The sequence below is a fragment of the Streptomyces sp. NPDC059169 genome (genome assembly GCF_042755225.1).
Classification (GTDB): domain Bacteria; phylum Actinomycetota; class Actinomycetes; order Streptomycetales; family Streptomycetaceae; genus Streptomyces.
Window position 1 is genome coordinate 1 of record NZ_JBHZCF010000032.1, and the last position, 24,991, is coordinate 24,991.

At 71.0% G+C, this 24,991-nt stretch carries 19 protein-coding genes and 2 pseudogenes; 10 read left to right on the forward strand and 11 right to left on the reverse strand.

Going from position 1 to position 24,991, the window contains the following annotated elements; translation table 11 throughout:
- The 3 genes from ACFXOM_RS34965 to ACFXOM_RS34975 all read right to left on the reverse strand — a co-directional run.
- Window positions 1–5,810: SDR family NAD(P)-dependent oxidoreductase (locus tag ACFXOM_RS34965; RefSeq protein WP_385041516.1), on the reverse strand; the 5,810-nt coding region annotated here is incomplete at its 3' end.
- A 135-nt stretch (window positions 5,811–5,945) separates the two neighbouring features.
- Window positions 5,946–6,881 (reverse strand): ACP S-malonyltransferase, encoded by a 936-nt coding sequence (locus ACFXOM_RS34970; RefSeq protein WP_384948723.1) that lies wholly within the window; start codon window positions 6,879–6,881, stop codon window positions 5,946–5,948.
- Window positions 6,882–7,101: 220 nt separating this feature from the next.
- A complete protein-coding gene (locus tag ACFXOM_RS34975) occupies window positions 7,102–7,386 on the reverse strand; it encodes a hypothetical protein (RefSeq protein ID WP_384948725.1) in 285 nt (94 codons plus the stop codon).
- A gap of 99 nt (window positions 7,387–7,485) precedes the next feature.
- Between ACFXOM_RS34975 and ACFXOM_RS34980 the strand changes: the two are divergent.
- A pseudogene (locus tag ACFXOM_RS34980) lies at window positions 7,486–7,668 on the forward strand (IS256 family transposase); the annotation flags it as partial.
- 32 nt (window positions 7,669–7,700) lie between these two features.
- On the opposite strand, the gene ACFXOM_RS34985 reads toward ACFXOM_RS34980, so the two are convergent.
- The gene (locus tag ACFXOM_RS34985) at window positions 7,701–8,711 is read right to left on the reverse strand and encodes a GlxA family transcriptional regulator (RefSeq protein ID WP_385041518.1); all 1,011 of its coding nucleotides are present in this window, start codon (window positions 8,709–8,711) and stop codon (window positions 7,701–7,703) included.
- 216 nt (window positions 8,712–8,927) lie between these two features.
- On the opposite strand from ACFXOM_RS34985, the gene ACFXOM_RS34990 reads away from it, so the two are divergent.
- The 9 genes and pseudogenes from ACFXOM_RS34990 to ACFXOM_RS35030 all read left to right on the forward strand — a co-directional run bounded on the left by ACFXOM_RS34990 (window position 8,928) and on the right by ACFXOM_RS35030 (window position 18,274).
- Complete coding sequence (locus ACFXOM_RS34990; RefSeq protein WP_384942446.1) at window positions 8,928–9,419, forward strand: DUF4352 domain-containing protein; 492 nt, start codon at window positions 8,928–8,930, stop codon at window positions 9,417–9,419.
- A 466-nt stretch (window positions 9,420–9,885) separates the two neighbouring features.
- Window positions 9,886–10,638, forward strand: coding sequence for a thioesterase II family protein (locus tag ACFXOM_RS34995; protein ID WP_384942444.1), 753 nt, complete (start codon window positions 9,886–9,888; stop codon window positions 10,636–10,638).
- Window positions 10,639–10,834: 196 nt separating this feature from the next.
- Window positions 10,835–13,603 (forward strand): AAA family ATPase, encoded by a 2,769-nt coding sequence (locus tag ACFXOM_RS35000; protein ID WP_384942442.1) that lies wholly within the window; start codon window positions 10,835–10,837, stop codon window positions 13,601–13,603.
- 61 nt (window positions 13,604–13,664) lie between these two features.
- Window positions 13,665–14,019, forward strand: a pseudogene (locus tag ACFXOM_RS35005) (metallophosphoesterase); the annotation flags it as partial.
- On the forward strand, window positions 14,016–14,843 hold the full coding sequence (locus ACFXOM_RS35010; protein ID WP_385041521.1) for a 4'-phosphopantetheinyl transferase: 828 nt from the start codon (window positions 14,016–14,018) through the stop codon (window positions 14,841–14,843). The pseudogene ACFXOM_RS35005 and the gene ACFXOM_RS35010, both read left to right, overlap by 4 nt.
- 49 nt (window positions 14,844–14,892) lie before the next feature.
- Window positions 14,893–15,552 (forward strand): thioesterase II family protein, encoded by a 660-nt coding sequence (locus tag ACFXOM_RS35015; RefSeq protein ID WP_384942438.1) that lies wholly within the window; start codon window positions 14,893–14,895, stop codon window positions 15,550–15,552.
- A gap of 110 nt (window positions 15,553–15,662) precedes the next feature.
- On the forward strand, window positions 15,663–17,132 hold the full coding sequence (locus ACFXOM_RS35020) for a class I adenylate-forming enzyme family protein (protein WP_384948731.1): 1,470 nt from the start codon (window positions 15,663–15,665) through the stop codon (window positions 17,130–17,132).
- A 15-nt stretch (window positions 17,133–17,147) separates the two neighbouring features.
- Window positions 17,148–17,936 (forward strand): carbon-nitrogen hydrolase family protein, encoded by a 789-nt coding sequence (locus ACFXOM_RS35025; protein WP_385041524.1) that lies wholly within the window; start codon window positions 17,148–17,150, stop codon window positions 17,934–17,936.
- A gap of 140 nt (window positions 17,937–18,076) precedes the next feature.
- Window positions 18,077–18,274 (forward strand): hypothetical protein, encoded by a 198-nt coding sequence (locus ACFXOM_RS35030; RefSeq protein WP_384942432.1) that lies wholly within the window; start codon window positions 18,077–18,079, stop codon window positions 18,272–18,274.
- Window positions 18,275–18,279: 5 nt separating this feature from the next.
- On the opposite strand, the gene ACFXOM_RS35035 is transcribed toward ACFXOM_RS35030, so the two are convergent.
- The 7 genes from ACFXOM_RS35035 to ccrA all read right to left on the reverse strand — a co-directional run bounded on the left by ACFXOM_RS35035 (window position 18,280) and on the right by ccrA (window position 24,702).
- Window positions 18,280–19,431: a sensor histidine kinase gene (locus tag ACFXOM_RS35035; RefSeq protein WP_384942430.1), complete on the reverse strand. Its 1,152-nt coding sequence runs from the start codon at window positions 19,429–19,431 to the stop codon at window positions 18,280–18,282.
- 72 nt (window positions 19,432–19,503) lie between these two features.
- Window positions 19,504–19,674: a hypothetical protein gene (locus ACFXOM_RS35040; protein ID WP_384942428.1), complete on the reverse strand. Its 171-nt coding sequence runs from the start codon at window positions 19,672–19,674 to the stop codon at window positions 19,504–19,506.
- Window positions 19,671–19,958 (reverse strand): hypothetical protein, encoded by a 288-nt coding sequence (locus ACFXOM_RS35045; protein WP_384942427.1) that lies wholly within the window; start codon window positions 19,956–19,958, stop codon window positions 19,671–19,673. Before ACFXOM_RS35045 ends, ACFXOM_RS35040 begins: the two co-directional genes overlap by 4 nt.
- A gap of 129 nt (window positions 19,959–20,087) precedes the next feature.
- Entirely contained in the window at window positions 20,088–21,338 is a 1,251-nt protein-coding gene (locus tag ACFXOM_RS35050) for a nucleotide sugar dehydrogenase (protein ID WP_384942425.1), read from the reverse strand.
- Window positions 21,339–21,390: 52 nt separating this feature from the next.
- Window positions 21,391–22,125, reverse strand: coding sequence for a PIG-L deacetylase family protein (locus tag ACFXOM_RS35055; RefSeq protein WP_384942423.1), 735 nt, complete (start codon window positions 22,123–22,125; stop codon window positions 21,391–21,393).
- Entirely contained in the window at window positions 22,122–23,357 is a 1,236-nt protein-coding gene (locus tag ACFXOM_RS35060; protein WP_384942421.1) for a nucleotide disphospho-sugar-binding domain-containing protein, read from the reverse strand. Before ACFXOM_RS35060 ends, ACFXOM_RS35055 begins: the two co-directional genes overlap by 4 nt.
- A gap of 85 nt (window positions 23,358–23,442) precedes the next feature.
- Window positions 23,443–24,702 carry a crotonyl-CoA carboxylase/reductase gene (gene ccrA, locus ACFXOM_RS35065; RefSeq protein WP_384948747.1) on the reverse strand — a complete coding sequence of 420 codons (1,260 nt, stop codon included), beginning with the start codon at window positions 24,700–24,702 and terminating at the stop codon, window positions 23,443–23,445.
- Between the last annotated feature and the right edge of the window lie 289 nt (window positions 24,703–24,991).

Genomic DNA, 24,991 nt, shown 5'->3' on the forward strand with positions numbered 1-24,991 from the left:
CCATCCGCGCCCTCCACCACCATCCGCCACAGGTCCTCCGGCGAGGACACACCACCCGGATAGCGACAAGCCATGCCGACGATCGCAATCGGGTCGTCGTCGGCGCCGGTACCGCTGTCGGCCGTCCCGTCGGCCGGGCGGGCCGGGAGCCGTGGCGTGTCGTCGTTCACGAGGGTGGTGGCGAGCTCGCGGGCGAGGGCGTGCGGTGTGGGGTAGTCGAAGATCAGGGTGGCGGGGAGTCGTACGCCGGTGGTGGCGGTGAGCCGGTTGCGGAGCTCGACGGCGGACAGCGAGTCGAAGCCGAGCTCCTTGAACGCCTGCTGGTCGTCGATGCCGGCGCTTCCGGCGGTGCCGAGGACGAGGGTGACGGTGTGTCGTACGAGGTCGAGCGCGGTCTTGTGGCGCTCCTCGGGGGAAAGGGCGGCGAGCTGGTCGGCGAAGGTGCGGGCGGTGCCGGTGTCGGCGGTGCCTCGCCGGGCTGTGGTGGTGCGGACGAGGCCGCGTAGCACCGCCGGTACGTCGCCGGAACCGCGTACGGCCGCGAGGTCGAGGCGGACTGGGGCGACGACGGGCAGGCCAGTGTGCCGTGCCAGGTCGAGGAGTTCGAGGCCGAGTTCGGTGGGCAGCGGCAGGGAACCGGCCCGCTTCATCCGTTCGATGTCCGCTTCGGTGAGGTGGGAGGTCATGCCGCTGCGCTCTTCCCACAGGCCCCAGGTGAGGGACAGGGCAGGAAGGCCCTGTGCGTGCCTGTGCTGGGCGAAGGCGTCGAGGAAGGTGTTGGCGGCGGCGTAGTTACCCTGTCCGGGCGCGTTGATGACGCCCGCGTCGGAGGAGAAGAGGATGAACGCGGTCAGGTTCTGATCGCGGGTGAGTTCGTGCAGGTTGACGGCGGCGTCGACCTTGGGGCGCAGGACGCGGGCGAGGCGCTCAGGGTTGAGGGATCCGATGAGGGCGTCGTCCAGGACGCCGGCGGTGTGCACGACGCCGGTGAGCGGGTGGGCGGCCGGGAGGGCGCCGAGGACGGTGCGCAGTGCGTCGCGGTCGACGGCGTCGCAGGCGGCGACGGTCACGGTCGCGCCGAGGGCGGTCAGTTCGTCGCGGAGCTCGGGGGCGCCCTGGGCGTCGATGCCGCGGCGGCTGGTGAGGAGCAGTCTGCGGGCGCCGTGACGGGTGACCAGGTGGCGGGCGACGAGGGCGCCGAGGGCGCCGGTGCCGCCGGTGACGAGCCAGGTTCCGTCGGGGTCGTCGGCGTGCTCGGTCTGCTCGGCGGGGACGGGGACGCGGCCGAGGCGACGGGCATGGGGGATGCCGTCGCGGAGGGCGAGTTCCGGTTCGTCGAGGCCGAGGACGGCGGGGAGGCCGGCCGCGGCGGCAGGCTCGTCGAGGTCGATGAGGCGGATGCGGTCGGGGTTCTCCGCCTGGGCGGAGCGGACAAGTCCCCAGAGTGACGCGCCGGGCAGGTCCACGGGGGCGGGTGTGGTGGCGACGGCCTGGCGGGTGAGGACGACGAGCTTGGCGGCGTCGAAGCGGGGGTCGGCGAGCCATTCCTGGAGCAGGTCGAGGGTGCGGGCGACGCGCTGGTGGACGGCGGCGGCGAGATCGTCGCCGGTGTCCTGGGCGAGGTCGAGGACGACGGTGTCAGGAGCGCCGGCGGCGGCGGAGTCGAGGTCGTGGTGGGCGGTGGCGGTGATCGGGGTGTCGGCCAGGGCCGCGGTGATGGTGGTTGCGTCGGCGCCGACGACGGCCCAGACGGCGGGTGTGGGCTCCGGTAGCCGCGCGGTGAGGGCGGTCCATTCGACGCGGTGGAGGGCGTCGTGGCCGGCGTGCGCGGGGGCGAGCTGTGCGGCGGTGGCGGGGCGCAGGGTGAGGGCATCGACGGTGGCGACGGTGGCTCCGGTGGCGTCCACGAGGGTGAGCCGTACGGTGTCCGGGGTGTCCGGGGTGGTCGCGGTGGCGATGACGCGGCAGTCGGACGCGCCGCCGAGGGTGAGCCGGACACCGCTCCAGGAGAACGGCAGGTGCACACCGTGGCCGTTGTCGGGGGTGAGGAGGCTGGTGGTGTGCAGGGCGGCGTCGAGGAGCGCGGGGTGCAGGCCGAAGTCCGCGGCGCTGTCGGCGGCCAGGTCGGGGAGTGCGACCTCGGCGTACACGTCCTGGCCGTGTCGCCAGGCGGCACGCAGCCCCTGGAAGGCGGGGCCGTAGCCGTACCCGTCGGCTTCGAGGCGCTCGTAGAAGCCGGTGAGGTCGAGGGGTTCGGCGTCGGCGGGCGGCCAGGCGGCGGGGGTGGTGGTGCCGGCTGGTGCGCCGTGGGTGAGCAGGCCGGTGGCGTGCAGGGTCCACTCGTCGTCGGGGGCGTCCTCGGGGTGGGAGTGGATGCTGAGTTCGCGGGAGCCGTCGGCGGCGGGTGCGGCGACGGTGGCGCGCAGGGTGACGCCGCCTCGTTCGGGTACGGCGAGCGGGGTGGCGAGGGTGAGCTCGTCGAGGAGTTCGCAGCCGGCTTCGTCTCCTGCGCGGACGGCCATCTCGACGAACGCGGTGCCGGGGAGGAGGACGGTGCCGGTCACGGCGTGGTCGGCGAGCCAGGGGTGCGTACGGAGGGAGATACGTCCGGTGAGGACGACGCCGTCGGTGTCGGGGAGGGTGACGGCCGCGCCGAGGAAGGGGTGGCCGGTGGCTCGCTGGCCGAGGCTTTCGGCGTTGGTGCCGGCGGGGGCGGTGTCGAGCCAGTAACGCTGGTGCTGGAAGGCGTAGGTGGGCAGGTCGGTGCGCCGGCCGCCGCGGCCGGTGAGGGCCGCGGCCCAGTCGACGGTGGCGCCGTGGGTGTGGAGTTCGGCCAGTGCGGTGGTGAAGGTGCGTGCCTCGGGGCGTTGGCTGCGCAGGGCGGCGGTGAAGTGGGCGGGGGTGTCGTCGCCGGCGGTCTGGCGCGCCATGGCGGTGAGGACGCTGTCGGGGCCGAGTTCCAGGAAGTGGGTGACGTCCTGGGCGCGCAGGTGGCGGACGGCGTCGGCGAAGCGTACGGCGTGCCGGACGTGGCGTACCCAGTAGTCGGGGGTGCAGAGCTCGTCGGTGGCGGTGGTGCCGGTCAGGTTGGAGACGACGGGGATGGTGGGTGGCCGGTAGTCGACGATGCGGGCGATCCACCGGAACTCGTCGAGCATGGGTTCCATCAGCGGCGAGTGGAAGGCGTGGCTGACGGTGAGCCGATGGGTGCGGCGGCCGCGCTCCTTCCAGGCTGCGGCGGTCTCGGTGACGGCTTCCTCGGTGCCGGAGAGGACGAGGGAGTCAGGGCCGTTGAGGGCGGCGATGCCGATCTCGTGCTCCCGTCCGGAGAGTGAGGGCAGCATCTCGTCCTCGGTGGCCTCGACGGCCACCATGGCTCCGCCCGCGGGGAGTTCCTGCATGAGGCGGCCGCGTGCGGCGACGAGGAGTGCGGCGTCGGGGAGGTTCAGCACTCCGGACACGTGGGCGGCGGTCAGTTCACCGATGGAGTGGCCGGTGACGTAGTCGGGGCGCAGTCCCCAGGATTCGGCGAGCCGGTAGAGGGCGACTTCGAGGGCGAAGAGAGCGGGCTGGGTGTAGCGGGTCTCGTCGAGGAGGGCGGCTTCGGGGGTGCCCTCGTCGGCGAACATGAGCTGCTTGAGCGGGTGGTCGAGGTGGGCGTCGAGGGCGGCGCAGGCCTCGTCGAGGGCTACGGCGAACACGGGGAAGGCATGGTGGAGTTCGCGGCCCATGCCAGGGCGTTGGCTGCCCTGGCCGGTGAAGAGGACGGCGGTGCCGCCTTCGGTGCGGGTGCCGGTGACGGTGCCGGGGCGTTCGGTGCCCTCGGCGAGTGCGTCGAGGGCCTCGAGGAGGTCGGTCCGGTCGTCGGCGACGACGACGGCGCGGTGGGCCAGCCGGCCGCGGGTGGTGGCGAGGGAGTACGCGATGTCGGCGTCAGATGCGGCGGAGGTGTCGGAGTCGACGGCGGTGAGCCGGCCCGCGAGGCGTCGGGCTTGGTCGCGCAGGGCGTCGGCGGTGGCGGCGGAGAGGGCGTGGGGGAGGGGGGTTCCGTCGGCAGCGGGCGGGGGGCCGGTCGGGGTGTCGGTGGGCTCGGGGGTGGCGGCGGGGGCTTCTTCGATGATGGCGTGGGCGTTGGTGCCGCTCATGCCGAAGGAGGAGACGCCGGCGCGGCGGGGGGTGTCGCCGTGCGGTGTCCAGGGGCGGTTGTCGTCGAGGAGCCGGACGTGGCCGGCGGTCCAGTCGACGTGGGGGGTGGGTTCGGCGGCGTGCAGGGTCGCCGGGAGGGTGCCGTGGCGCAGGGCCTGGACCATCTTGATGACGCCGGCGACGCCTGCGGCGGCCTGGGTGTGGCCGAGGTTGGACTTGATGGAGCCGAGCCAGAGGGGCCGCTCCTCGTCGCGGTCCTGGCCGTAGGTCTCGATGAGGGCGCGGGCCTCGATGGGGTCGCCGAGGACGGTGCCGGTGCCGTGGGCTTCGACGGCGTCCACGTCGGCGCTGGTGAGGGCGGCGTCGCCGAGCGCGTCGCGGATGACGCGGCGCTGTGCGGAGCCGCTGGGCGCGGTGAGGCCGTTGGAGGCTCCGTCGGAGTTGACGGCGGTGCCGCGGACGACGGCGAGTACGCGGTGGCCGTTGCGGCGGGCGTCGGAGAGCCGTTCGAGGACGAGGACGCCGACGCCTTCGGACCAGCCGGTGCCGTCGGCGTGGGCGGAGAAGGGCTTGCAGCGGCCGTCGGGGGCGAGTCCGCGGGCCCGGCTGAAGGCGAGGAAGCCGCCGGGTGAGGACATGACGGCGACGCCGCCGGCGAGGGCGAGGGTGCACTCGCGGGAGCGCAGCGCCCGGACGGCGAGGTGGAGGGCGACGAGGGAGCCGGAGCAGGCGGTGTCGACGGTGAGGGTGGGGCCTTCGAGGCCGAAGGTGTAGGCGAGTCGGCCGGAGGCGACGCTGGCGGCGTTGCCGGTGAGGAGGTAGCCCTCGAGACCGGCTTCGGCGTCGCCGAGGCGGGGTCCGTACTCCTGGGTCTCGGCGCCCACGAACACGCCGGTGCGGCTGCCGCGCAGCATGGCGGGGTCGATGCCGGCGTGTTCGAGCGCTTCCCAGCCGGTCTCCAGGAGGAGGCGCTGCTGGGGGTCGGTGGCGAGGGCTTCGCGAGGGGTGATTCCGAAGAACTGGGGGTCGAAGCAGTCGGCGTCGTGGAGGAAGCCGCCGTGGCGGGTGTAGCTGGTGCCGGGGTGGTCGGGGTCGGGGTGGTAGAGGCCGTCGAGGTCCCAGCCCCGGTTGTCGGGGAAGCCGGTGACGGCGTCCCCGCCGTCGGCGACGAGGTCCCACAGGTGGGCGGGTGAGGTGACTCCGCCGGGGTAGCGGCAGCCCATGCCGACGATGACGACGGGGTCGTCGGTGTGGTCGCCGGCGGGGGCGGGGGCGGGGGCAGTCTCGTCGGTGTCGTCGGCGGGGACGCCGTCGCCGGCGAGTTCGGCGATCAGCTGCTCGGCGAGGGCCCGGGGGGTGGGGTGGTCGTAGACGAGGACGAGCGGCAGGCGCAGCTCGGTGGCGTCGCCGATGCGGCGGACGAGTTCGACGGCCGCGAGCGAGCCGAATCCCAGGTCCAAGAAGGAGCGGTCGGGGGTGATTTCCTCGGCAGGGTGTTCCAGGATGTCCGCCACCTGCTCGCGGACGAGGGTGACGAGTATGCGCTTGCGTTCGTACGCGGAGGCTTGGGCAAGTGCGTCGCGAATGGAGGGCCGATGGGTCTCGGTGTCTCCCTGGCGGGCGTAATCCGTCTGCGCACCGAATTCGCGGGACTCATCCAGCATTCTTGACCACTCCAGAGTTCTGCCGTGCTTCTCAGCGGACGCCGATCCACTGGTGAGGCTACGCAGCCGACTGGGCTCGTTCGCACCCCTAAAACCCCCTGACTGACGGTGAATTCGCCAGCCGTGGGGGAGGTTTCAGCGGATTACGGGGGCGGTCATGGCGCGGACGGTGCTCTTCGGGTCGAACGCGGTGACCCGGAATCGGCTCGTGGTGCACGGAAGCCGGCGGAAGAGGTTGTCGGGGCCGGTGACGACGACGTGTTCCACACCGAGTCCGTGGAGTCCTTCGACGGCCGCGACCCAGTCGACGGGGCGGTCGAAGGTGTCGAGGAGCATGGTGCGCATGTCGTCTGCGGTGGTGACGATCCGGCCGTCCTGGTCTGCCACGACGGGGATGGCGGGCGCGTCGACGCGGTAGCGGTCGAAGACCTCGTGGGCGGCCTTGGCGCGGAGTGGGGCGAAGGCCCGGGCGTGGACGGCGGGCCGCATCGTGTACATGGGGTGACCGCCCAGGGTGCGGACGGCGTCGGCGAACTCGTCGAGGGTGGATTCGCGCAGGGTGACGAGGAAGAAATTGCTGTCCAGGTAGCCGGATATCTCGCAGATGTCGTCCTGTTCGCGCAGTCGGGAGACGAGTTCCTCGAGCGGTTCCCGGGGTGTGCGGGCGACTGACTGGGTGACGGTGTCGGTGTGTTCAGCGGTGAAGTACTCGGCTTCGCAGCGGGCGGTTTCGGCCGTTATCCGTATCGCGTCAGCGAAGCTCATGGTCTCCGCGTACACGGCGGCGGCCTTCTGCCCGAAGCTGGGTCCGACACACACCTCGGGGCGCGTTCCCAGATCTTCGACAGCGCGATCTGCGAGAGCCATCGAATTGACGAGGAAGGCGAGTTGGGTGTACTCGGAATAGTCGCTGTCGGAAGCATAGAACCGGTCGAGGAGGCGATATCCGAGGGCTTTGTCGGCTTCCGCGAGCCGGCGCCGCGCATAGGGGTCGAGGACCATGAACCTGCCGACTTCGGAGAAGTTCGACGGGCCCATGCCGGGGAAGACGAGGGCGGTTGCGGGGGACATGGCTCTCCTTCTCGCTTCGCCGAGCCGGACGGCCAGCCGGCGTGGCGATGTCGCCTCGCGAGGAATGGCCGGATCTCGTTCATGTGCCGGCGGGGCTGGAATCCGACCACGGCGGGTCGTCGGGTCCGCGAGGGCCGACCCTACGCGCACGGGAGTGGCGGCCCCCACCCCTAACGTCCCCTAGATGAGTGAGTCCAATGGGTTCAGTGGTCGTAGGCGATCAGGGATCGTTTGATCTCGGTGTTGGTGGTCCAGTTGTCCATATGCCGGCGGCGAGGGCGAGGAGTCGTTGTCCGGTGCGGGCGAAGACTCCGGAGGGGGTTCTGACGCCGTGTTGTTCCACGCTGAGCTGGCCTTTGAGGGTGTCGATGACCGCCTCGATCCGCTGACGGACCCGGGCGATCTTCCCGTGTCGGACCGGCTCGTCCCTGCGGTCGGGCCGTACCAGATGAACGCCGAGCCGCTCGGTGAGGAAAGCCTCGAAGTCCTTCCCCGCGAAACCCACGTTTGACGGTCTCGCGGGAGGCGGCGCACGGCAGTGGCATGGAGTCGATCAGCCGCAGGTCGCCGTGCCAGGTCGGCACCTGCCGGGCCAGCTCCTCACCGAGCCGTCCGGGCCCGAGGATGCTTCCCCTCCGAGAACGCCGCCCTGAAATGCGTCTACCTCGCGGTGATGTCCCTCGACCCGTCCGGCACGGGCCGCAGGCGATGGACGACCAGGTGGAAACGAGCCCTCCAGGCCTTCGACACCGCCTTCGACGGACGCCTCACCCACAACCGAATCTGACCAAGCCAACCAACCCAGTTGCACCGAGATCCTTACAGACCCCCCGGTTCGGGTGCGCTGTCGCAGGGGGCGTGACCCGGGCTTCGGCTCCGGAAGCGATTGCGGTATGCCCGGGGAGAGGTGGAGGTGAGCCGTCCGAAGTGGTGCCGAAGGTTGGCCGGGGTACCGAATCCGGTACGTCGGGCGATCGATTCGACGGGCTCGTCCGTGGTCTCCAGCAGCTCCTGGGCGAGCCGTATCCGCTCTTGGAGAATCCACCGCAGCGGGGTGACGCCCAGTGTCTCGCGGAAGCGGCGGGCGAGGGTGCGCTCGCTCACATGTGCCTCGCGGGCGAGCAGTGCGACGGTCAGCGGCTCGTGCAGGCGTTCCCGAGCCCACTCCAGTACGGTTCCGAGACCGCTGTCCTCAGGCAGCGGGGTGAGCGGCCTGGAGTGCTGGGCCTGCCCGCCTTCCCGGTGAGGCGGGACGACCATGCGCCGGGCCACCTCGTTGGCGACCGCCGAGCCGTGGTCGTGGCGCACCAGGTGCAGACACAGATCGATCGAGGCTCCGGTACCGGCCGAGGTGAACACGGTGTCGTCTCCGACGTAGAGCACGGTCGGGTCGTACCCGATGCTGGGGAAGCGGTCCGCGAGGTCAAGCCCGTTCATCCAGTGTGTGGTGGCTCGCCGCCCGTCCAGCAGTCCGGCTGCTGCAAGGACATAGCTTCCATTGCACAGGGCAACGATTCGCCGGCCTCTTTCGTGGGCGGTGCGCACCGCGTCGACCAGCGGCTGCGGCGGGGTGGTCTGCACCCGGCGCGAGGAGGCGGCGACCACGACGGTATCCGCGTTCACGAGGTCGTCCAGGCTGTAGCACGTGTCCAGGCGAAGGCCGGCGCTGGTGCGGATCGGTCCCGGCTCGGCTGCGCAGAGGCGCAGCTCGTACCAAGGGGCAACGATGTCGCTGCGGTCGGTGCCGAAGACCTCGCAGGGAACGGCGAGTTCGAAGGTGGGGGCGCCGTCTGTCACTGCCACCGCCACGACATGCCGCTTCCCCCTCATAAGACGGGATTTTAGCGCACTGTGTCGCTTTCTCCACTGGTCAGAGGCGTAGGCCCCCTCGGAAGCTAGTACCACGGAAGGCAAACGATCAATCTTCCCGCGCGCTGCCGTGGCAGCGCTCGCCAGAAGGATCCGACGTTCCTTCATCCTGCCGATCCAAGGTCAACCGCCCACGGGGCTCCCTCCCGACGCGGCGCCGAATGGAGAACCATCTCAGTGAAGAAGACAGGACCCGCCCTCCTTGCCGTCCTCACGGCGCTGGCTCTGCCCGCCTGTGGACCCACCGTGGGCCAGAACTCCCCGGACAGCGGCTCCGGGAAGGCCGCATCATCCGCCCCGACACAGAACGCCCCGAGGAGCGAGCAGCCGAAGGAGGGGGATGCACCGGTCGATCTCGTCGCGAGGAAGACGGACTTCACCCCAGGCGTCCTGCACGACGGCGGCGACTACACCAGCGTTCTGGTGACGGTCAGCAACAACGGCGACAAGGAGATCAGCGTCAACCCGCTGTACTTCTCCCTCACCGACACCGCCGGAACCAAGCACACGGCCTCCCTCGCCGTCGACAAGAACCAAATCGACACGGTCAGACTCGCGCCCGGCGAGAAGGCTTCGGGCACCGTCACCGGCAAAGGGGACTTCACCGCTCGGTACGTGACGTACACCGACGGCATCCTCGGCGACCCGGTCCGCGCCACGGTTGGCTGACCGCAGTCGGCCGGACCGCGTCCGCGGCATCGATGACATGCCCGTCTAGATGAGTGAGTCCGATGTGTGTGCTGGTTGTGACCATGGTGAAGGGCTCCCGTTGGTCAGTGGACGGCTCCGGGGCGGGGGCGGGGTGGGGCGAGGGTGGCCGGATTGCGGTGCGCCTGTTCCGGCGGAAACCACGAGGAACCCGACACGGAGATCGGGCAGTACCCACGGAGGGAACCCCTAGCCCCCCTCACGCGATCCTCAAGGAAGGCTCAAGCAGGGCCGTTCGCCTTTCCGGAAGCCGTAGGTCCCTGACAGAGCGTCAACCCTGTGCAGGCCAATCACGCTTCAAACCTTGCGTGACATGAATAGGGGTACCGTGCGCTAGATCTGGCTCGTTAGCATTCAGCAAGATTGATTCGCACAAAAATTCTGCCAAGTTCTTCACACCTTCACACCGGAAGGACTCGCCGTCACTGTGACCGCACCAGCATCCGGCAGCGCCTGGATTCGACGGTTCCACCCGGCCCCGGACAGCAGCATCCGGTTGACCTGCCTGCCGCACGCCGGCGGCTCCGCCTCCTTCTATCACCCCATGTCGCAGGCGTTCTCCGGACGCCTCGACGTCATGGCGGTCCAGTACCCGGGACGGCAGGACCGGCGTCGGGAGCCGTGCATCGAGGACATCGGCACGCTCGCCCTGGCCATCGCCGCCGAACTGGAGCCGTGTCTGGACCGGCCGATGGCCCTCTTCGGCCACAGCATGGGGGCGACCCTGGCCTTCGAGGTGTCCCGGGTCCTGGAGCGGAAGTACGGCTTCACGCCCCTGCACGTCTTCGTCTCCGGGCGCAGGGCCCCCTCCATCCACCGAGACGAAACGATCCACCTGCGCGGCGACGACGGCATCGTGCGGGAGATGCTGGCCCTGCAGGGCACGGACGCGGCGGTGCTCGCCGACGAGGAGCTGCTGCGGATGGCGCTGCCCGCGCTGCGTGGCGACTACCGGGCCATCGAGCGGTTCCGCGCCGAGCCGGGGGCGGTCACCGCGGCACCGGTCACGGCCCTGACGGGGGACGCGGACCCGCGTGTGTCGATCGCCGACGCGGAGGCGTGGCGGGGCCACACCACGGGACACTTCGATCTGAGGGTCTTCACTGGTGGCCACTTCTTCCCTGCCCAGAATCAGGGCGAGATTGTCAAGTTGATTTCAAGCCAGATTCTCTCTTCCTGAGCACACTTCCGAGCCTGCTCCTTCACGGCGGGGACCGAACGCGGGAACCGATTCGGTTGAGCGAAGATCAAAGCCGGGAAGGTCCGAGACAGGGAGGGGATGGTCTGATTTCAACCTTTGCGACTTAAACTAACTGGTTGGCGTGAGCCTGCACGACCTGTGGCTCGCGCTAGTACCTATCGGGGGAGTAAGTAAGTTGCTGTCTGCAAAGCTGACCGATCGTGATGAAGAGCTGTCAGAACTCAGAGAGATGTTCGCCCGGACCCAAGGGGCGTCCGGCCGCATCGCGCTGATAACCGGAGCCGTGGGCAGCGGGAAGACCGCTCTGCTCAACCAGTTCGCCAACGAGACCGCGGACGAGGGAGCGCTGCTCCTCGACGTGACGGCCGGCCAGGGCGACGACGACCTGTCGTTCGGGGTCCTGCGCCGCATGCTGACCGACGCGCCGCTGTCCGTCGCGGCCCGCACCGAGGCGGAGCGCCTGCTCGGGGCCCGTACCGCCGCACCAAGCCTCACCGGATCGCCGACGGAGGCGATCTCCCAGCTGGCCACCACCCTGCTCCAGTCGGTCGAGGACCGGGCCCTGGTCATCGCCGTCGACGACGTCCACCACAGCGACCCGGCCTCGCTGCGGTTCCTGCTGCACATGGCCCGGCGCATCCACCACCAGCGGGTGCTCATGGTGTTCACGGACGCCAGCCGGCGCGGCGACAGCCTGGCCCGCTACCGCTCCGAGCTCGCCCAACAGCCCCACTACCGGCGCATCCGGCTGAGGATGCTCTCCCGGACCGGGATGCAGGAAATGCTGACCGACCGGCTCAGCTCGACCGCCGCCGCCCGGCTCAGCGGCGACCTGCACCAGGCCACCGGCGGCAACCCGCTCCTCGTACGGGCGCTGCTGACGGACTACCAGGCCACCGCCGAGGCCGAGGGCACCCCCCTCAGACTCGTCCGGGCCGAGACCTACGACGAGGCCCTGCTCGACTGTCTGCACCGCTGCGGCAGCGAGAGCCTCGGGCTCGCCCGTGCCATCGCCGTGCTCGGCGACCGAGCCACGCCCGCACTGCTCGCCCGCGTCCTCGACACCAGCGCCCGCAACATCCAGATGGCGATGTACACGCTGGACCTGTGCGGTGTGGTCCAGGACGGCCGACTGCGCGACCCCGAGGCCCGCGGCACGATCTACGACTCCACCCCTTCATCGGTCCTCGCCGACCTCCACGGGCAGGCCGCGACCCTGCTCCACCAGGAGGGCGCCCCGGCGACCGAGGTGGCCCGCCATCTGCTGCGCGGCCCCGCCCGCTACGAGCCGTGGACGGTGACCGTGCTGCGCGAGGCCTCCGAACACGCCCTGGTCGCCGGGGACACGTCCCAGGCCCGGCGCTGTCTGGAGGCGGCCCTGGAGGCCGCGGTCGACGAGCGGTCGCGGGCCACGATCCGGCTGCGGCTCACCAGTGTGCTGTGGCGGATCCTGCCCACCGCCGCGGAGAAGCACTTCGCGCAGCTGACCAGTGGCATGGCGGGCGGCCTGCTGTCGCCCGTGGAGGCCGTGGCTTCGCTGTCCCAGCTCGCCTGGGCCGGGCAGGTGGAACAGGCCGCCGAGCTCGCCGAGCGGCTGCGCGAGGCCCAGCCGTGGGGCCCCACCCACACCGACCGGCTCACCGGCGCCCGCTCCTGGCTCGCCATGCTGAGCCCCCGGCTGCGCGAGCGGCTCGCCGCCGACGCGGCCGGCACCGCCGAGGACACCGCCCTCGCGGACGACCCCTACTTCCACGCCGCCGGCGCGGTCGCCGACTCCCTCACCAACGGCGCCACCGACAAGGCCCTGTTCGTCCTCCAGCGCTACCAGCTCGACGACACCACGGTGCAGCCGCTCGTCTTCGCCCTGTGGGCGCTGATCTACGCGGAGCGGCTCGACCTGGCCGACGACTGGAGCCGGCGGCTGCTCACCGAGTGCTCCGGCACCCACGCCCCCTCCTGGCAGGCGCTGCTGATCTCCGTACGCGGCGAGGTGGAGCTGCGCCGCTCGCGGCTGAGCAGCGCCGACCACTTGGCGATCACGGGCCTGCGGGGCATGTCGATGCGCAGCTGGGGCCTGGGCGTGGGCTTCCCGGTGGCGATCCGGGTCGAGGCGCTGACCGGGATGGGCCGCTTCGACGAGGCGCTGGACATGCTCAGCCGGCCGGTGCCCGACGAGATGCTGGACACGCTCCCGGGACTGCACTACCGCCAGGCCCGGGGCCGCTTCTTCCTGGCGACCAACCGTCACCACGCCGCCCTCGGCGACTTCCTGGCCTGTGGCGAGCTGGTGGAGCGGTGGGGGGCGGACGCGCCCGCACTCGTGCCGTGGCGGACCAACGCGGCCGAGGCGTATCTGGCGCTCGGGCAGCACCAGCAGGCGGCGGCGCTCGCGGAGGAGCAGCTGAAGCTGATCCCGGACCGGCAGCGTCGGCTGCGCGGCATGACGCTGTGCGTGTTGGGCATGGCGACGCGGGACCCGGCCGCGCGTACGGCCGTGCTGCACGAGTCCGTCGAGCTCCTCGAAGGCGGTGAGGGCCAGCTGCAGCTGGCCCTCGCGCTGGGCGAGCTCGGCCGCGTCCACCACGCGATGGGTGACTTCGGCCGGGCCAGGATGCTCACGCGCCGGGCCTGGCATCTGGCGAAGTCCTGCTCCGCGGAACCGGTCTGCCGCAGGCTGGCCCCGCAGAGCCCGGAGGCGGCCCCTGTCGAGGCGGGACCGGAGGCGGAGGTGTCCCAGGTGAACGACGCCTTGCTGTCGGAGGCCGAGAACCGGGTGGCGGTGCTTGCGGCCCAGGGTCTGACGAACCGTGAGATCTCGGCGAAGCTGTACATCACGGTGAGTACGGTCGAACAGCATCTGACCCGGATCTACCGCAAGCTGAGCGTGAAGCGCCGGCGGGACCTGCCCACCGCGCTCGCCGAGCTCAGCCCGGTGGCCAGCTGATGGAGCGTCATCCGACGGGCGCCGTACCGGCTTCCGGGACGGCGCCTGGACCGGCGCCCGGGCTGGTGCCCGGGCCCGGGTGGCCGCCGCCCTGGAGCGGCTGGAGGCCCGCGACCCGGACGTGCCGCTGCTCCTCGTGAACCACTTCCCGCTGGTGCGGGTAGCCCACGAGGATGCTGCGCCATCCGCAGGCCGCTCAGTGGTGCGGCACCGAGCTGACCGCGGACTGGCACGTCCGGTTCCGGGCCACCGCCGTCGTCCACGGGCATCTGCACATCCCGCGCACGACCCGGCACGACGGGGTGTGCTTCGAGGAGGTGTCCATCGGCCAGCCGCGGGAGTGGCGCCGGCGCGGCCACCCCGAGGTGTCGCTCCGGCAGATACTTCCCTACCCGGCCGCCGGGGAGCACTCGTGATCGGCGCGCTCGTACCGGCGCCGGTGGTCGCCGTCGACACCGTCGACGAGGGCGGCGAAGGCACCCTGTGCGCCGAGGCGTTCCGGCTGGTTCAGCACGCGGCGCCGGTCCGCCGCAAGGAGTTCAGCGCCGTCCGGGCCTGTGCCCGAACGGCGCTCGCCGGGCTCGGGCTGCCGCCGGTCCCCGTGCTGCCGGGGTGCGCAGATCGCCCGTTGGCCCGGGGCGTGGTAGGCAGCATGACGCGCTGCGACGGCTACCGCGCGGCAGCCGTCGCGCCGGCGGCCGCCGTGCATACGGTGGGCATCGACGCGGAGCCCGACCTGCCGCTGCCCACGGGCGTCCCGGAGTCGATCGCGACGCCGTACGAGGCGGGCTGGGTGGCCGCGACCCCGACCGGTGGTCCGGTGAACTGGTCACGGCTGCTGTTCAGCGCCAAGGAGTGCGTCGACAGGGCGTGGTTCCCGCTGACGCGGGAGGAGCCGGACCTCCCGGACGCGACGATCGACGCCCGGATCACCTCGCTCGCGCAGGCCGGCGCCGATCACGACGCACGGGGTGTGTTCACGGCGCGTCTGCGGCGCCGCGGGCGGACGCCCGTCGGGCGTCCGGCGACCCGCTTCGACGGCCGCTTGCGGGGCGGGGCGGGGCGTCGCGGTCGCGGCGATCACCCTGCCGGCCGCTCCCTGACAGGGGGCGTACCGCGTACGGCCGTGCGCCACCGGGAGGAACCCCTGCGCAGGCGTTCCAACCCACCCGGCCACCCCTTATTCGATCCCTTAATCCTGCGGAGATCCCTTCCGTCAGGAATACGGCTCACGCCTTAATGAGAAGTGGCCGGCTGACCGTCGGGCGGCTGCCAATGTCGTGCTGCCCATGTCCAGCCAGCGGAGGTTCCTTTTGTACGCCGACCGGAACGATGGCGTCTGTGTCATCCGGACTTACTGTGCCACTGAACCGGGCACGTACCGATTGGCCTGCTTCCCGCATTTCACGGAATACCCATCCCGCTACCAGCGGCTTTCCGGGCAGTTGCTGCCGGGAGTGGAAGTCCTGTCGTTCCAGTACATGGGGCATCTCCCGGACGGCACCCCTGCGCACATCAGGGACGTCGTGGATCTGGCCGACCAGTGCCTGCGGGAGCTGCTCGACTGGACCGATCTACCGCTCGCCCTCATCGGCCACCGCGGCGGCGCCTATCTGGCGCTCCTGGTGGCCCAGCGCCTGGAGCACCGCTTCGGCGTGACCCCGTCGACGCTGTTCGTGGCAGACCGGGCGGCCCCTTCGGAGGCCGAGCGCCGCGAGTGGCGCAAACCGAGCTGCCGCATCGTCGCGCTCACCGGCGACGCCTCGCCCAGCGGGCACGCGACGGCCGCGGCCTGGCGGGAATGCACGAGCGGACCGTTCGACCTGGAGCTGTTCCCGGGTTCGCGGCAATTCCCGTACGACGACTCGAGCCTGGTCAACCTCATTCACGACCAGCTTCTCTCGCTGCCCAACCCCGCGCTCCCGCTCTCGGCGATGAGGGGCGACTAGGGGCCCCGTTAGGGGTTCCACCGGCCCTCGCACGAAGGGCAGGGTTCAACAGCGGGATCCCTCTACGCCGGCGGCGTCCTCGTGTGCGGACGCGGAAGGAGCGTGCAGAAATGACAGCGAAGATATTCGCATCCGACTCCGTGCAGACCCTGGAGGAATTCGAGGACGGCGCTCTCCGTGTCGCCGACGCACTCGCGGAGCGCGGCGTCACCCCCGGGCAGCGCGTCATCCTCAAGGCAGGGAACTCGGCCGCGTACGTCGCCACCCTGCTCGGCCTGATGCACGCCGCGGCGTCGATCATCCTCGTCGATCAGCAGGAGCGTCCCGAGGAGACGCTGCGGATCGCGCGGCGCACCGGCGCCAAGCTGGTCCTCGTCGACAACGACGCCCCCGTCGCCGACGGCCTGGACCCGATCACCCTGTACGAGCTGCTGGTATCGGCCGCAGGCCGTACCCGGCTCGACAGCCGGCTGTCCTTCGACACCTGGTGCGAGATGCCCGACTCGCTGATCATGTGGACCTCGGGCTCCACCGGGAGCCCGAAGGGCATCGTCAAGTCGGGCGGGAAGTTCCTGAGGAACCTGCGGCGCAACGCCGACCAGGTCGGCCATGTCGCCGACGACGTGCTGGTGCCGCTGCTGCCGTTCTCCCACCAGTACGGCCTCTCGATGGTGCTGATCGCCTGGCTGGTGCGGTGCTCGCTGGTGATCGCCCCGTACCGGCGGCTCGACCGCTCGCTGGTGATGGCCGGCCAGTCCGGCGGCACCGTGTTCGACGCGACGCCCGCCAGCTACCGCAGCATGCTCAACATCGTGACCCGCAACCCGGGGCTGCGGGAACACCTCGACCGGGTGCGCATGTTCTGCGTCGGCGCGGCGCCCTTGGACCAGCCGCTGGTCGACCGGTACGTCGAGGAGTTCGAGCTCCCCCTGCTCGACAGCTACGGCAGCACGGAACTGGGCAACGTCGCCTTCGCGACCCTCGACAACCCGGTCGCCTGCGGCCGGGCCATGGAGGGCATCGGGCTGCGGGTCGTCGACGAGGAGGGGCTGCCCGTGCCGGCCGGGCGGCCCGGCGAGATCGAGGTGCACACCCCCGACGGTCTCGAGGGCTACCTCGGCGAGGAGGGCGAGCTGGTGCCGGTGCCCGGAGGCTGGACCCGCACCGGCGACCTCGGCCATCTCGACGAACAGGACAACGTGTTCGTGCTCGGCCGCAAGTACGCCGTCCACCGCAACGGCTACACCCTCCATCCCGAGCTGATCGAGCGGAAGGCGGCCGCGGCCGGCTGTTCGACCCGGATCGTCGCCCTGGACGACGGGTCGCGCGGCTCGCACCTGGTGTTCTTCGTCGAGGACGAGGAGGACCGCGGTGTGCCGCACTGGCGCGAGGTGCTGCGCGGGGCGCTGCCGGAGTTCGAGCACCCCAACGCGGTCGTCGCGATGGACCGCTTCCCGCTCAACCGCAACGGCAAGCCGGACAAGCTGCTGCTGCGGGAGCTGGCGGAGAAGCAGCGCGCCGGCGGCCTGCTGCCGCGGCAGCGCGACAGCGCGGGGCAGAGCCGACCCACTCCGGCCTGAGCGAACGAGGAACGCATGAGGATCGCGTGCTGGCAGGCGACCTGCGCCCCGGGGGGTGTGCCCGCCTTCCTGGAGGCGCTGGAGTCCGTCGCCCGCAGGGCGGCGGACGGCGGGGCGGCGCTGCTCGTCACCCCCGAGATGTCGGTGGGCGGCTATCCGTTGAGCGCGGCCGCCCTCGCCGAGGCCCGTGAACCGGCGACCGGCCGGCACAGCGCGGCGGTCGCGCGGATCGCCCGGGAGAGCGGGGTGGCGATCGTGCACGGTTGGCCGGAGGCGGCGGGGCCGGTCGTGCACAACACGGCGGCGGTCACCTCGCCCACCGGGCGGCTGCTCGCCTACCGCAAGAGCCATCTGTACGGGCCGCAGGAACGGGCGCTGTTCGCGCCGGGCTCCGACGGGGTCGTCCAGGCCCGGTTCGGGGGCTTCACCGTCGGGCTGCTCATCTGCTACGACGTGGAGTTCCCCGAGGCCGTCCGGGCGCACGCCCTGGCCGGCACGGACCTGCTCGTGGTGCCCACGGCCCTGATGCGGCCGTGGGACTTCGTGGCCCGGGTCGTCGTACCGGCGCGGGCCTTCGAGAACGGGCTCTTCCTGGTGTACACCAACTGGTCCGGTGACCGGGACGGTCTCGGCTTCTGCGGGCTCACCAGGGTCGTGGGACCGGACGGGGCGGTGCTGGCCGCGGCGGGCGACGGGGAGGAGCTGCTGTTCGCCGACATCGACCCGGCGCGAGTCCTGGCCGCCCGGTCGCGCACCACCTACCTTCAGGACCGCCGGCCCGAGCTGTACGAGCCGGCCCCTTGACGCGCTCCGGTCGCCCGCGGTGGAGGCTCCACCTGGCAGTTCCACCTGCCTCTCCACCCCCGGGACCAGGTGATGAAGCGCGCACGCTCAGTAGCGTTTCGGTGCAAGCATGTCTACCTCGTCCCAGGAGGAGATTCTCCGTGGCCGTCTCCGTCGTGGTTCTGCTGTTACTCGGAGTGATCATCTTCTTCGTCTGGCGTGGCGGCGGGCTCAAGCTCGGCCATGCCGTTCTGTGTGTGCTGATGGGGCTCTTCCTCGGGCAGACGGCCAACATCGGGCCGTGGCTGCTGAGCGGGACCTCGTCGCTGGCCGGGCTCATCGGGAAGATCCAGTTCTGACGTTCCTAGGCGGGCACCTGGGCCGTCACCACCCAGAGCCTGCCGTCGTCCTCCCTGGCCGCGGTGAGCATGCCGTCGACGAGGGCGAGGCGTTCCCGCATGCCCGTCAGGCCGTAGCCGGGGACGTGGTCGACGGTCGGCGGGCCGGCGCAGCCAGTGGTGTTCTCCACCCTGAGGTCGACGCTGTCGGGGCCGAAGTCCACCGAGATCTCCACGCGCTCCCCCGGGGCGTGCTTGGCCGCGTTCGTCAGGGCCTCGCGGGTGGCCTGCAACAGGGTGACCGCGGCTGCCGGTTCGAGGCGGCGCTGCTCCCCCGTGAGGCGCAGGGTGACCTCACCGGGGTGGTTCTGGCGGTGGTCCGCCACCAGACGTTCGAAGGCCTCGGGGAGGGACGGGACGTCGTCCCGCAGGGCGGCCACCGCGTTGCGGGCCTCCGTGAGGCCCTCGTCGGCGAGGCGGTTGGCGCGGCGCACCCTCGCGAGGGCCACCTCCGTGTCGCCCTTCTCGATGAGCGCCGTGGCCACCTTCAGCTGGACGGACAGGGCCCCGAGGGAGTGGGCGAGCACATCGTGCATCTCCCGGGCGATGCGGGTGCGTTCGGCGAGCGCCGCGGCACGGGCCTGCTCCCGCTGGACGAGCCGGGACTGGTCGAGGAGCTGCTCGGCCTGCTCGGCGCGGAGCTGCGACTGACGGCGGTTCAGGCCGATGAGGGTGAGGACCAGGACCAGCAGCGGGTAGCCGAGTACATCGCTGAGCGGACGGTCGGCGGCGGTGCAACTGATCCACGTGAGGACGAGGCACGACACGGTCACTCCGGCGATCACCTGCCCCGAAGGGGAGGTGAGCGAGGTGAACCGGCCCAGGGCCACACAGAGCAGGATCACGGCGGTCGAGTCGTCCGCCGCGCCCACCACGACCGCCGGCAGCAGGGCGCTGAACGCGAGCATGGTGGCGGCGGTGCGCGGATGCCACGAGTGGAGGGCGACGAAGAGGATCCAGGTGATGACGCCGAGGGCGTAGACACCCCAGATCCACAGGCTGTCCTCCTTGGCGGTCACCAACGCCACCACGAGCATGCCGGTACCGAGGAACTGGACGACCAGCCAGCCCGGGGCGAGTCGGTCGATGAAGTGGCCGCCGTCGGGCGTCGAGGTCATGCGCACAGCTCCGGGAGGGGGTGGGCCGCGGCCCGCTGCCGGGCCGCATCGCCAGGGAGGCGTCGGCGTACGCTACTTGACGCCGACCTTCTTGTAGATGACGACCATGGCGGTCAGCACGACCACCGCGGCGACGATCACGATACCGAGCTTCCACAGGTGGTCGCGGATGAGGTGGTGGAGGATCTCGTCCTTCTCCTCGCCCTCGCCCAACGCCAGGGCGGTCAGCTGCTGGGTGATCACTTGCGGTCTCCTTGCCGGCCGATGAAGTCGAGGACCGAGATCAGCGCGCTGCGCCGCAGTCCGGGGCGCCGGCCGTAGCGGTCGGTGTTCAGGATGCGGCTCTGGCTGAGAGCCCGGGCAGCGGGTCCGACGTGCTTCTGCACGTCGCCGAGTCGGCCCTTCCGCTTGAGGGCGATCACGATGGCGAATCCGATGACCAGCAGCACGGACACACCCGCGACCACCAGTGCGAAGCGGACCAGCATGACCGTCATGACCGTGTCGAGGTCCAGGGCGAGTTGCATGTTGGCACTCCTTTCGACGGATGCCCCACAGTAGAGACAGACCGGGTACGACAAACCCACCCGACGGTGGAGATCGGGGCGGAGAATCGCTCTCCGCCCCGCCCTCCACCGGGGTGGGTGGGCGCACGGTTACAGCACGACTCCGGCGACGTCCTTGGCGGCCCCACTGGTGTCGAACAGCCTGCGGGCGGCGCGGTTGAGGTGGGCCGTGTCGTACTCCCGGTGACGCTGGAGCAGCACGGTCATGTCGGCTTCGCCGAGGGCCTGGTCCAGGTCGGGAACCGACTCGATGCGACCCTCCGGCCAGCTCAGCCCGTCGGTGTACGGGTCGTGGCACACGACCCGTACACCACGCTCGACGAGCGCCTGGGCGATGGGCGCCGCCGGGGTGTGCCGGGTGTCGGCCGTGTCCGCCTTGTACGTGACGCCGAGCAGGAGCACCGTGGCGGTGTCGGCGGGCGTTCCCGCCGACTCCAGTTCCTTGACGATCCGGTCGGCCACCCACAGCGGCATGCCCTCGTTGACGCGGTGCGCCGTCTCGGCCATGTGGAACGGCAGTCCCATGGTCGCGACGTGGTGCACCAGGTACAGCGGGTCGGCCGGGATGCAGTGACCGCCGACACCGGGACCCGGACGGAACGACGTGAATCCGTACGGCTTGGTCGCGGCCGCCTCGATGGTGTCCCAGACGTCGATCCCCATGCTGTGGCACAACTGGGCGAACTCGTTGACCAGGGCGATGTTGACCTGTCGGTACGTGTTCTCCAGGATCTTCGCGGCCTCGGCCTCCCGCATGCCGCGGGTGCGGTGGACCTCGGTCACCTGCCGGTACAGCGCCACCGCGCGGTCGGCGCAGGCCTCGGTGAGGCCGCCGACCACCCGGGGCGTGGTGGTGATGCCGTAACGGGTGTTGCCCGGATCGATCCGCTCGGGCGAGTAGGCGAGGTTGAAGTCGCTGCCCGCCGTGAGCCCCGTCTCCTCCAGGACCGGCAGCACCAGGCTGTCGGTGGTACCCGGGTGGGTGGTGGACTCGACGACGACCAGCTGGCCGCGCCGCAAGTTGTCCCGTACGGACGCGACGGCGGCGAGCAGCGGCGCGAGGTCCGGGCGGTCCCCGCGCACCGGGGTCGGCGCACAGACAACGATCACCTCGCAGTCGGCGAGGACGGCGGCGTCCGTGGAGGCGTCCAGCCGGCCCCCGAGTGCTCGGATGTCGTCGTCGGTGACGGTGTCCACCGGGGACCGCCCCGAGTTGACCAGGTCGACCCGCTCCCGGTCGATGTCGAAGCCGGTCACGTGGTTGCCCACGCGGGCCAGCTCCACGGCGAGGGGGAGCCCGGCGTATCCGATGCCGACCATGCCCACGCGCTGACCGCTCATGTGCTGTCTCCTTGCTGTGAAGACGCGGGCCCTGTCGGGGGCCGGCGGCGATTCATGACTGCCTGTAGGCCATCCGGTAGGGGACGAAGGACTCCGCGCAGCCGAAGTCGAGGGACGAGCCGGCGACGGTGTCCACCTGCCGGATCTGCTCGACCGACCGCGGCCCCTCGGCCCGCATCTGGCTTCCGTACGCCCGCAGGGCCTCCTCCTTGGCGCCCCAGAACCGGGTGGTGTCGACATGCACCCACCACGACTCGTTCTGCGCGGACCAGCGGTCCTCGACGCCCCGGTAGCCGAGGACCAGCTCCGGCGTGGGCTTGAGGCCAGCCGCCTGGACCCGGGCCGCGGCGAATGCGGCCCGGTGGACGGCCTGGTGGTCCTGGTGGAAGCCGCCGGCTGACGGCATCAGCATCAGCCGGGGCCGCGTCACCACCAGCGACGCCTCCTCGTGCCGCTCGATCAGGTCGACGAGGGCCCGCCCGCGGGTGGTGATGTCGAGTTCGCCGGTCTCGTCGACCCAGGCGATCGCCGCGCGGGTGACGCCGAGCGCCGTGCAGGCCTTCTCGAACTCCGCGAGGCGGGTGGACGGATCACTCACGCTGCCGTACATGCGGGCCGCGCGCACCGTCACGCACAGCACATGGACCTCGATGCCCTCGGCCGCCATACGGGCGACGGTGCCGCCCGGGCCGATGGTCTCGTCGTCCGGGTGGGGGGCCACGACCAGGGCGCGGTCACCCGGTCGCAGCCCGAACACGGCCGGGCCGTCATGGGGTTCGGTGTTCACGCCACGGCCCGCTCGTGTCCCGCGAGCCGCTCCAGGTGGGCGACCGCGGCGTCGATGCCGGGCAGGCCCAGCATCCTGCGGTGGGCGGTACGGACGTTGGCGGTGATCTTCTCGTCGGTGAGGAGTCGCTCGCAGACGGCGGCGATGCCCTCGGGGGTGACCTCCTCGATGGGGGCGCCGAGGCCCAACTCGCCGATGCGCACGGCGTTGTGCGGCTCGTCGGCGTACTGCGGCAGGGTGGCCATCGGGACGCCGGCCTTGATGCCCTCGCGGATGCCGTTGTAGCCGGCGTGGGTGAGGAAGACCTGGGCGCACTGCAGCAGCAGCGGCTGCGGGACCCAGTCGACGACGTGCACGTTGGGGCCGGGGTTCAGGTCCTCGACGGGCAGGCCGCCGCTGGAGACGATGCCGTGGCAGTCGAGTGCGGACAGGCCACCGACGATGGCGCGCAGCGTGTCGGCCGGGTCCATCATGCCGTCGGGCATCTCGATGCCCATCAGCTGCATGCCCATCACGACCGGCAGCGATGTGCCGACCGAGGCGAGGATCAGCGGCTTGTCACCGGACAGCTCGGAGAACTCGGGCGGCAGACCGCCGTGTCCGTCGGTGAGCATCGGCTGGCTGTAGCGGAACGGCTCGGGCGACTCGAAGGCGTTGAAGGCGTAGCCCTGCGGCATGCAGTCGATGCGGCCGTGTGCGTAGATGGACCACTTGTCGTCCTGTACGGGCAGGCCGAGTTCCTCGCGGCGGACGTTCAGGAGCGAGTGGAGGCCGGCCGGGTCGATGAGGTTGCCGGCGCCGGACGGGGCGGAGATGTGCGGGATCCCGAGCTTCTCGGCGATCAGGCAGCCGGCGAGCTCGCCGCCGTCGCGCAGGACCAGGTCGGGGCGGAACTCCTCGGCAAGCGGCAGCACGGCGCGGTAGGCGCTGGCGACCTGCGGGCCGCCGGCGAATCCGATGAGCTGGGCGCGCTCGTCGACCTCCCCGTTCGGGCCGAGCAGCGACGGGGCCATGTTCTCGAGGTTCTCCCGGAGCTGGCGCATCTCCTGCATGGCCGCGATGAAGTCGGGCAGCGCGGGCTCGACGCGGGCGCCGGAGTCGGCGTACACCTCGGCGAGGTGCGGCGGCAGGGCCACGACGACCTCATGGCCCGCCGCGGCCAGGGCCCGGACGAGGGGCAGCACGGCACGAGCGTGCCCCTGCGAGCCGGTGACGGTGGACAGAACGCGCATGACGGTGGGACCTTTCGGCGAAGTCGGTGTGAGGGGTGGCGCGGCTGAGGGTGAAGCGCCGGGTGAGGGTGAAGCGCCGGGCGCGTCAGGGGCGGGCGAAGGACGTGAGGCCGCGCTCCGGGGCGTTCACGAGGGCGGTCATGTTGCCCGCCGGGTGAGCGTTGTCGTGCAGCATCTGGTGGGCCGGACCGATGTCCTCGAAGGTGCCGCAGTAGGTGACGCACGGGTCGATGCGGCCGCTGCCCACGAGGCTGATGATCTCGCGGTTCTGCGCCGTGTCCGAGCCGTGCGACCCCTGGAGCCGCTTGCTGCGCATCCACAGGTAACGCAGGTCGAGGTCGCCGTTGTAGCCACTGGTGCCGCCGCAGATGGCGACCATGCCGCCGTAGTCGCAGACGAACATCGAGGTAGGCAGGGTGTCCTGGCCGGAGTGCTCGAGGACGATCCTGGGAGCCCGGCGCTCGCCGAGGATCTCCCAGATCTTCTTGCCGAAGCGGCGGGCCTCGGCGCTCCACGCCTCGGTGGCAGCCGTATCGGTCACGTCGGGGAGCCGGCCCCAGTGGTCGAACTCCTTGCGGTTGATGAAGCCTTCGGCGCCGAGCTCCATGCAGAAACGGCCGCGCTCCTCGTCGGAAACGACGGCGATCGGGATGCCACCGCGGTAGCGGACGATCTGGATGGCCATGGAGCCGAGGCCTCCGGCGCCGCCCCAGATGAGCACCGGGTCGCCTGGCCGCACGGTGTGCGGCTCCCAGCCGCACAGCTGCCGGTAGGCGGTAGCGGCGGTGACGATGAAGCTGCCGGCGTTCTCCCAGGACAGGGAGGCGGGCTTGGGGTGGCACTGGTACTCGTCGACCAGGGCGTACTGCGCGAACGAGCCGTAGTTGGTCTCGTAGCCCCAGGCCTGGAGGGAAGTCGACCACAGGGGATTGGCGCCCAGGCGCACGTCCGCGGCCTGCTCGTCCCACTGGGCACCGGACATGATGACCTCGTCGCCGACCTTGACGCCCTTGACGCCCTCGCCGACGGCCCAGACGACGCCGGAGCCGTCGGTGCCGCCGATGTGGAAGTCCTCGGTGGCGCCGAACATCTTCTGGCGCATGCCGATCACGTCGATCGGGGCGCCGAGCGAGGCCCACACGTTGTTGTAGTTGATCCCGGCGGCCATGACGTACACCAGCACCTGGCCGCGGCCCGGCTTCGGGGTGTCGACGACCTCGGTACGGAAGGCCTGCTTCGGCTCGCCGAAGCGGTCCTGGCGGATCACCGAGGCGTACATCTGCGAGGGAACTTCACCGAGCGGGGGAAACTCGCCTATTTCATAAAGAGACTTGGGCACGTCCACCATTCCCAGGTTTTTCGAGGTCGATTGCCGAGAACCGGCATGGAATGGATCCCATTCATTCGGCGAAGCAGTAATTGCTGGCCGGGATCTTCGGCTTCGGACGCTATCGAGGGCCCGAGTTCGGCAACAACCCCCTAACCGCCCCTAGAATCGGCGGCCGAATAGGGAACTACGCGGACGCTCCTATGACTGTCAAGCAGCTGGAGCCAGGCCGGTTTGAGTGATTCGGTCGGTTGGTGTGCTGGTCAGGGCGCGGTAGACCTCGCGGGCGACGAATCGCTTGAGGCAG

Excerpts from the sequence above, each read along its gene's own strand:
- ACFXOM_RS35025 (WP_385041524.1), top strand. The coding sequence starts at position 17,148 with ATGAGGATCGCGTGCTGGCAGGCGACCTGCGCCCCGGGGGGTGTGCCC.
- ACFXOM_RS34985 (WP_385041518.1), bottom strand. The coding sequence starts at position 8,711 with ATGAGGGGGAAGCGGCATGTCGTGGCGGTGGCAGTGACAGACGGCGCC.
- ACFXOM_RS35060 (WP_384942421.1), bottom strand. The coding sequence starts at position 23,357 with ATGCGCGTTCTGTCCACCGTCACCGGCTCGCAGGGGCACGCTCGTGCC.
- ACFXOM_RS35035 (WP_384942430.1), bottom strand. The coding sequence starts at position 19,431 with ATGACCTCGACGCCCGACGGCGGCCACTTCATCGACCGACTCGCCCCG.
- ACFXOM_RS35015 (WP_384942438.1), top strand. The coding sequence starts at position 14,893 with ATGTCCAGCCAGCGGAGGTTCCTTTTGTACGCCGACCGGAACGATGGC.
- ACFXOM_RS35020 (WP_384948731.1), top strand. The coding sequence starts at position 15,663 with ATGACAGCGAAGATATTCGCATCCGACTCCGTGCAGACCCTGGAGGAA.
- ACFXOM_RS35050 (WP_384942425.1), bottom strand. The coding sequence starts at position 21,338 with ATGAGCGGTCAGCGCGTGGGCATGGTCGGCATCGGATACGCCGGGCTC.
- ACFXOM_RS35045 (WP_384942427.1), bottom strand. The coding sequence starts at position 19,958 with ATGCAACTCGCCCTGGACCTCGACACGGTCATGACGGTCATGCTGGTC.
- ACFXOM_RS34970 (WP_384948723.1), bottom strand. The coding sequence starts at position 6,881 with ATGTCCCCCGCAACCGCCCTCGTCTTCCCCGGCATGGGCCCGTCGAAC.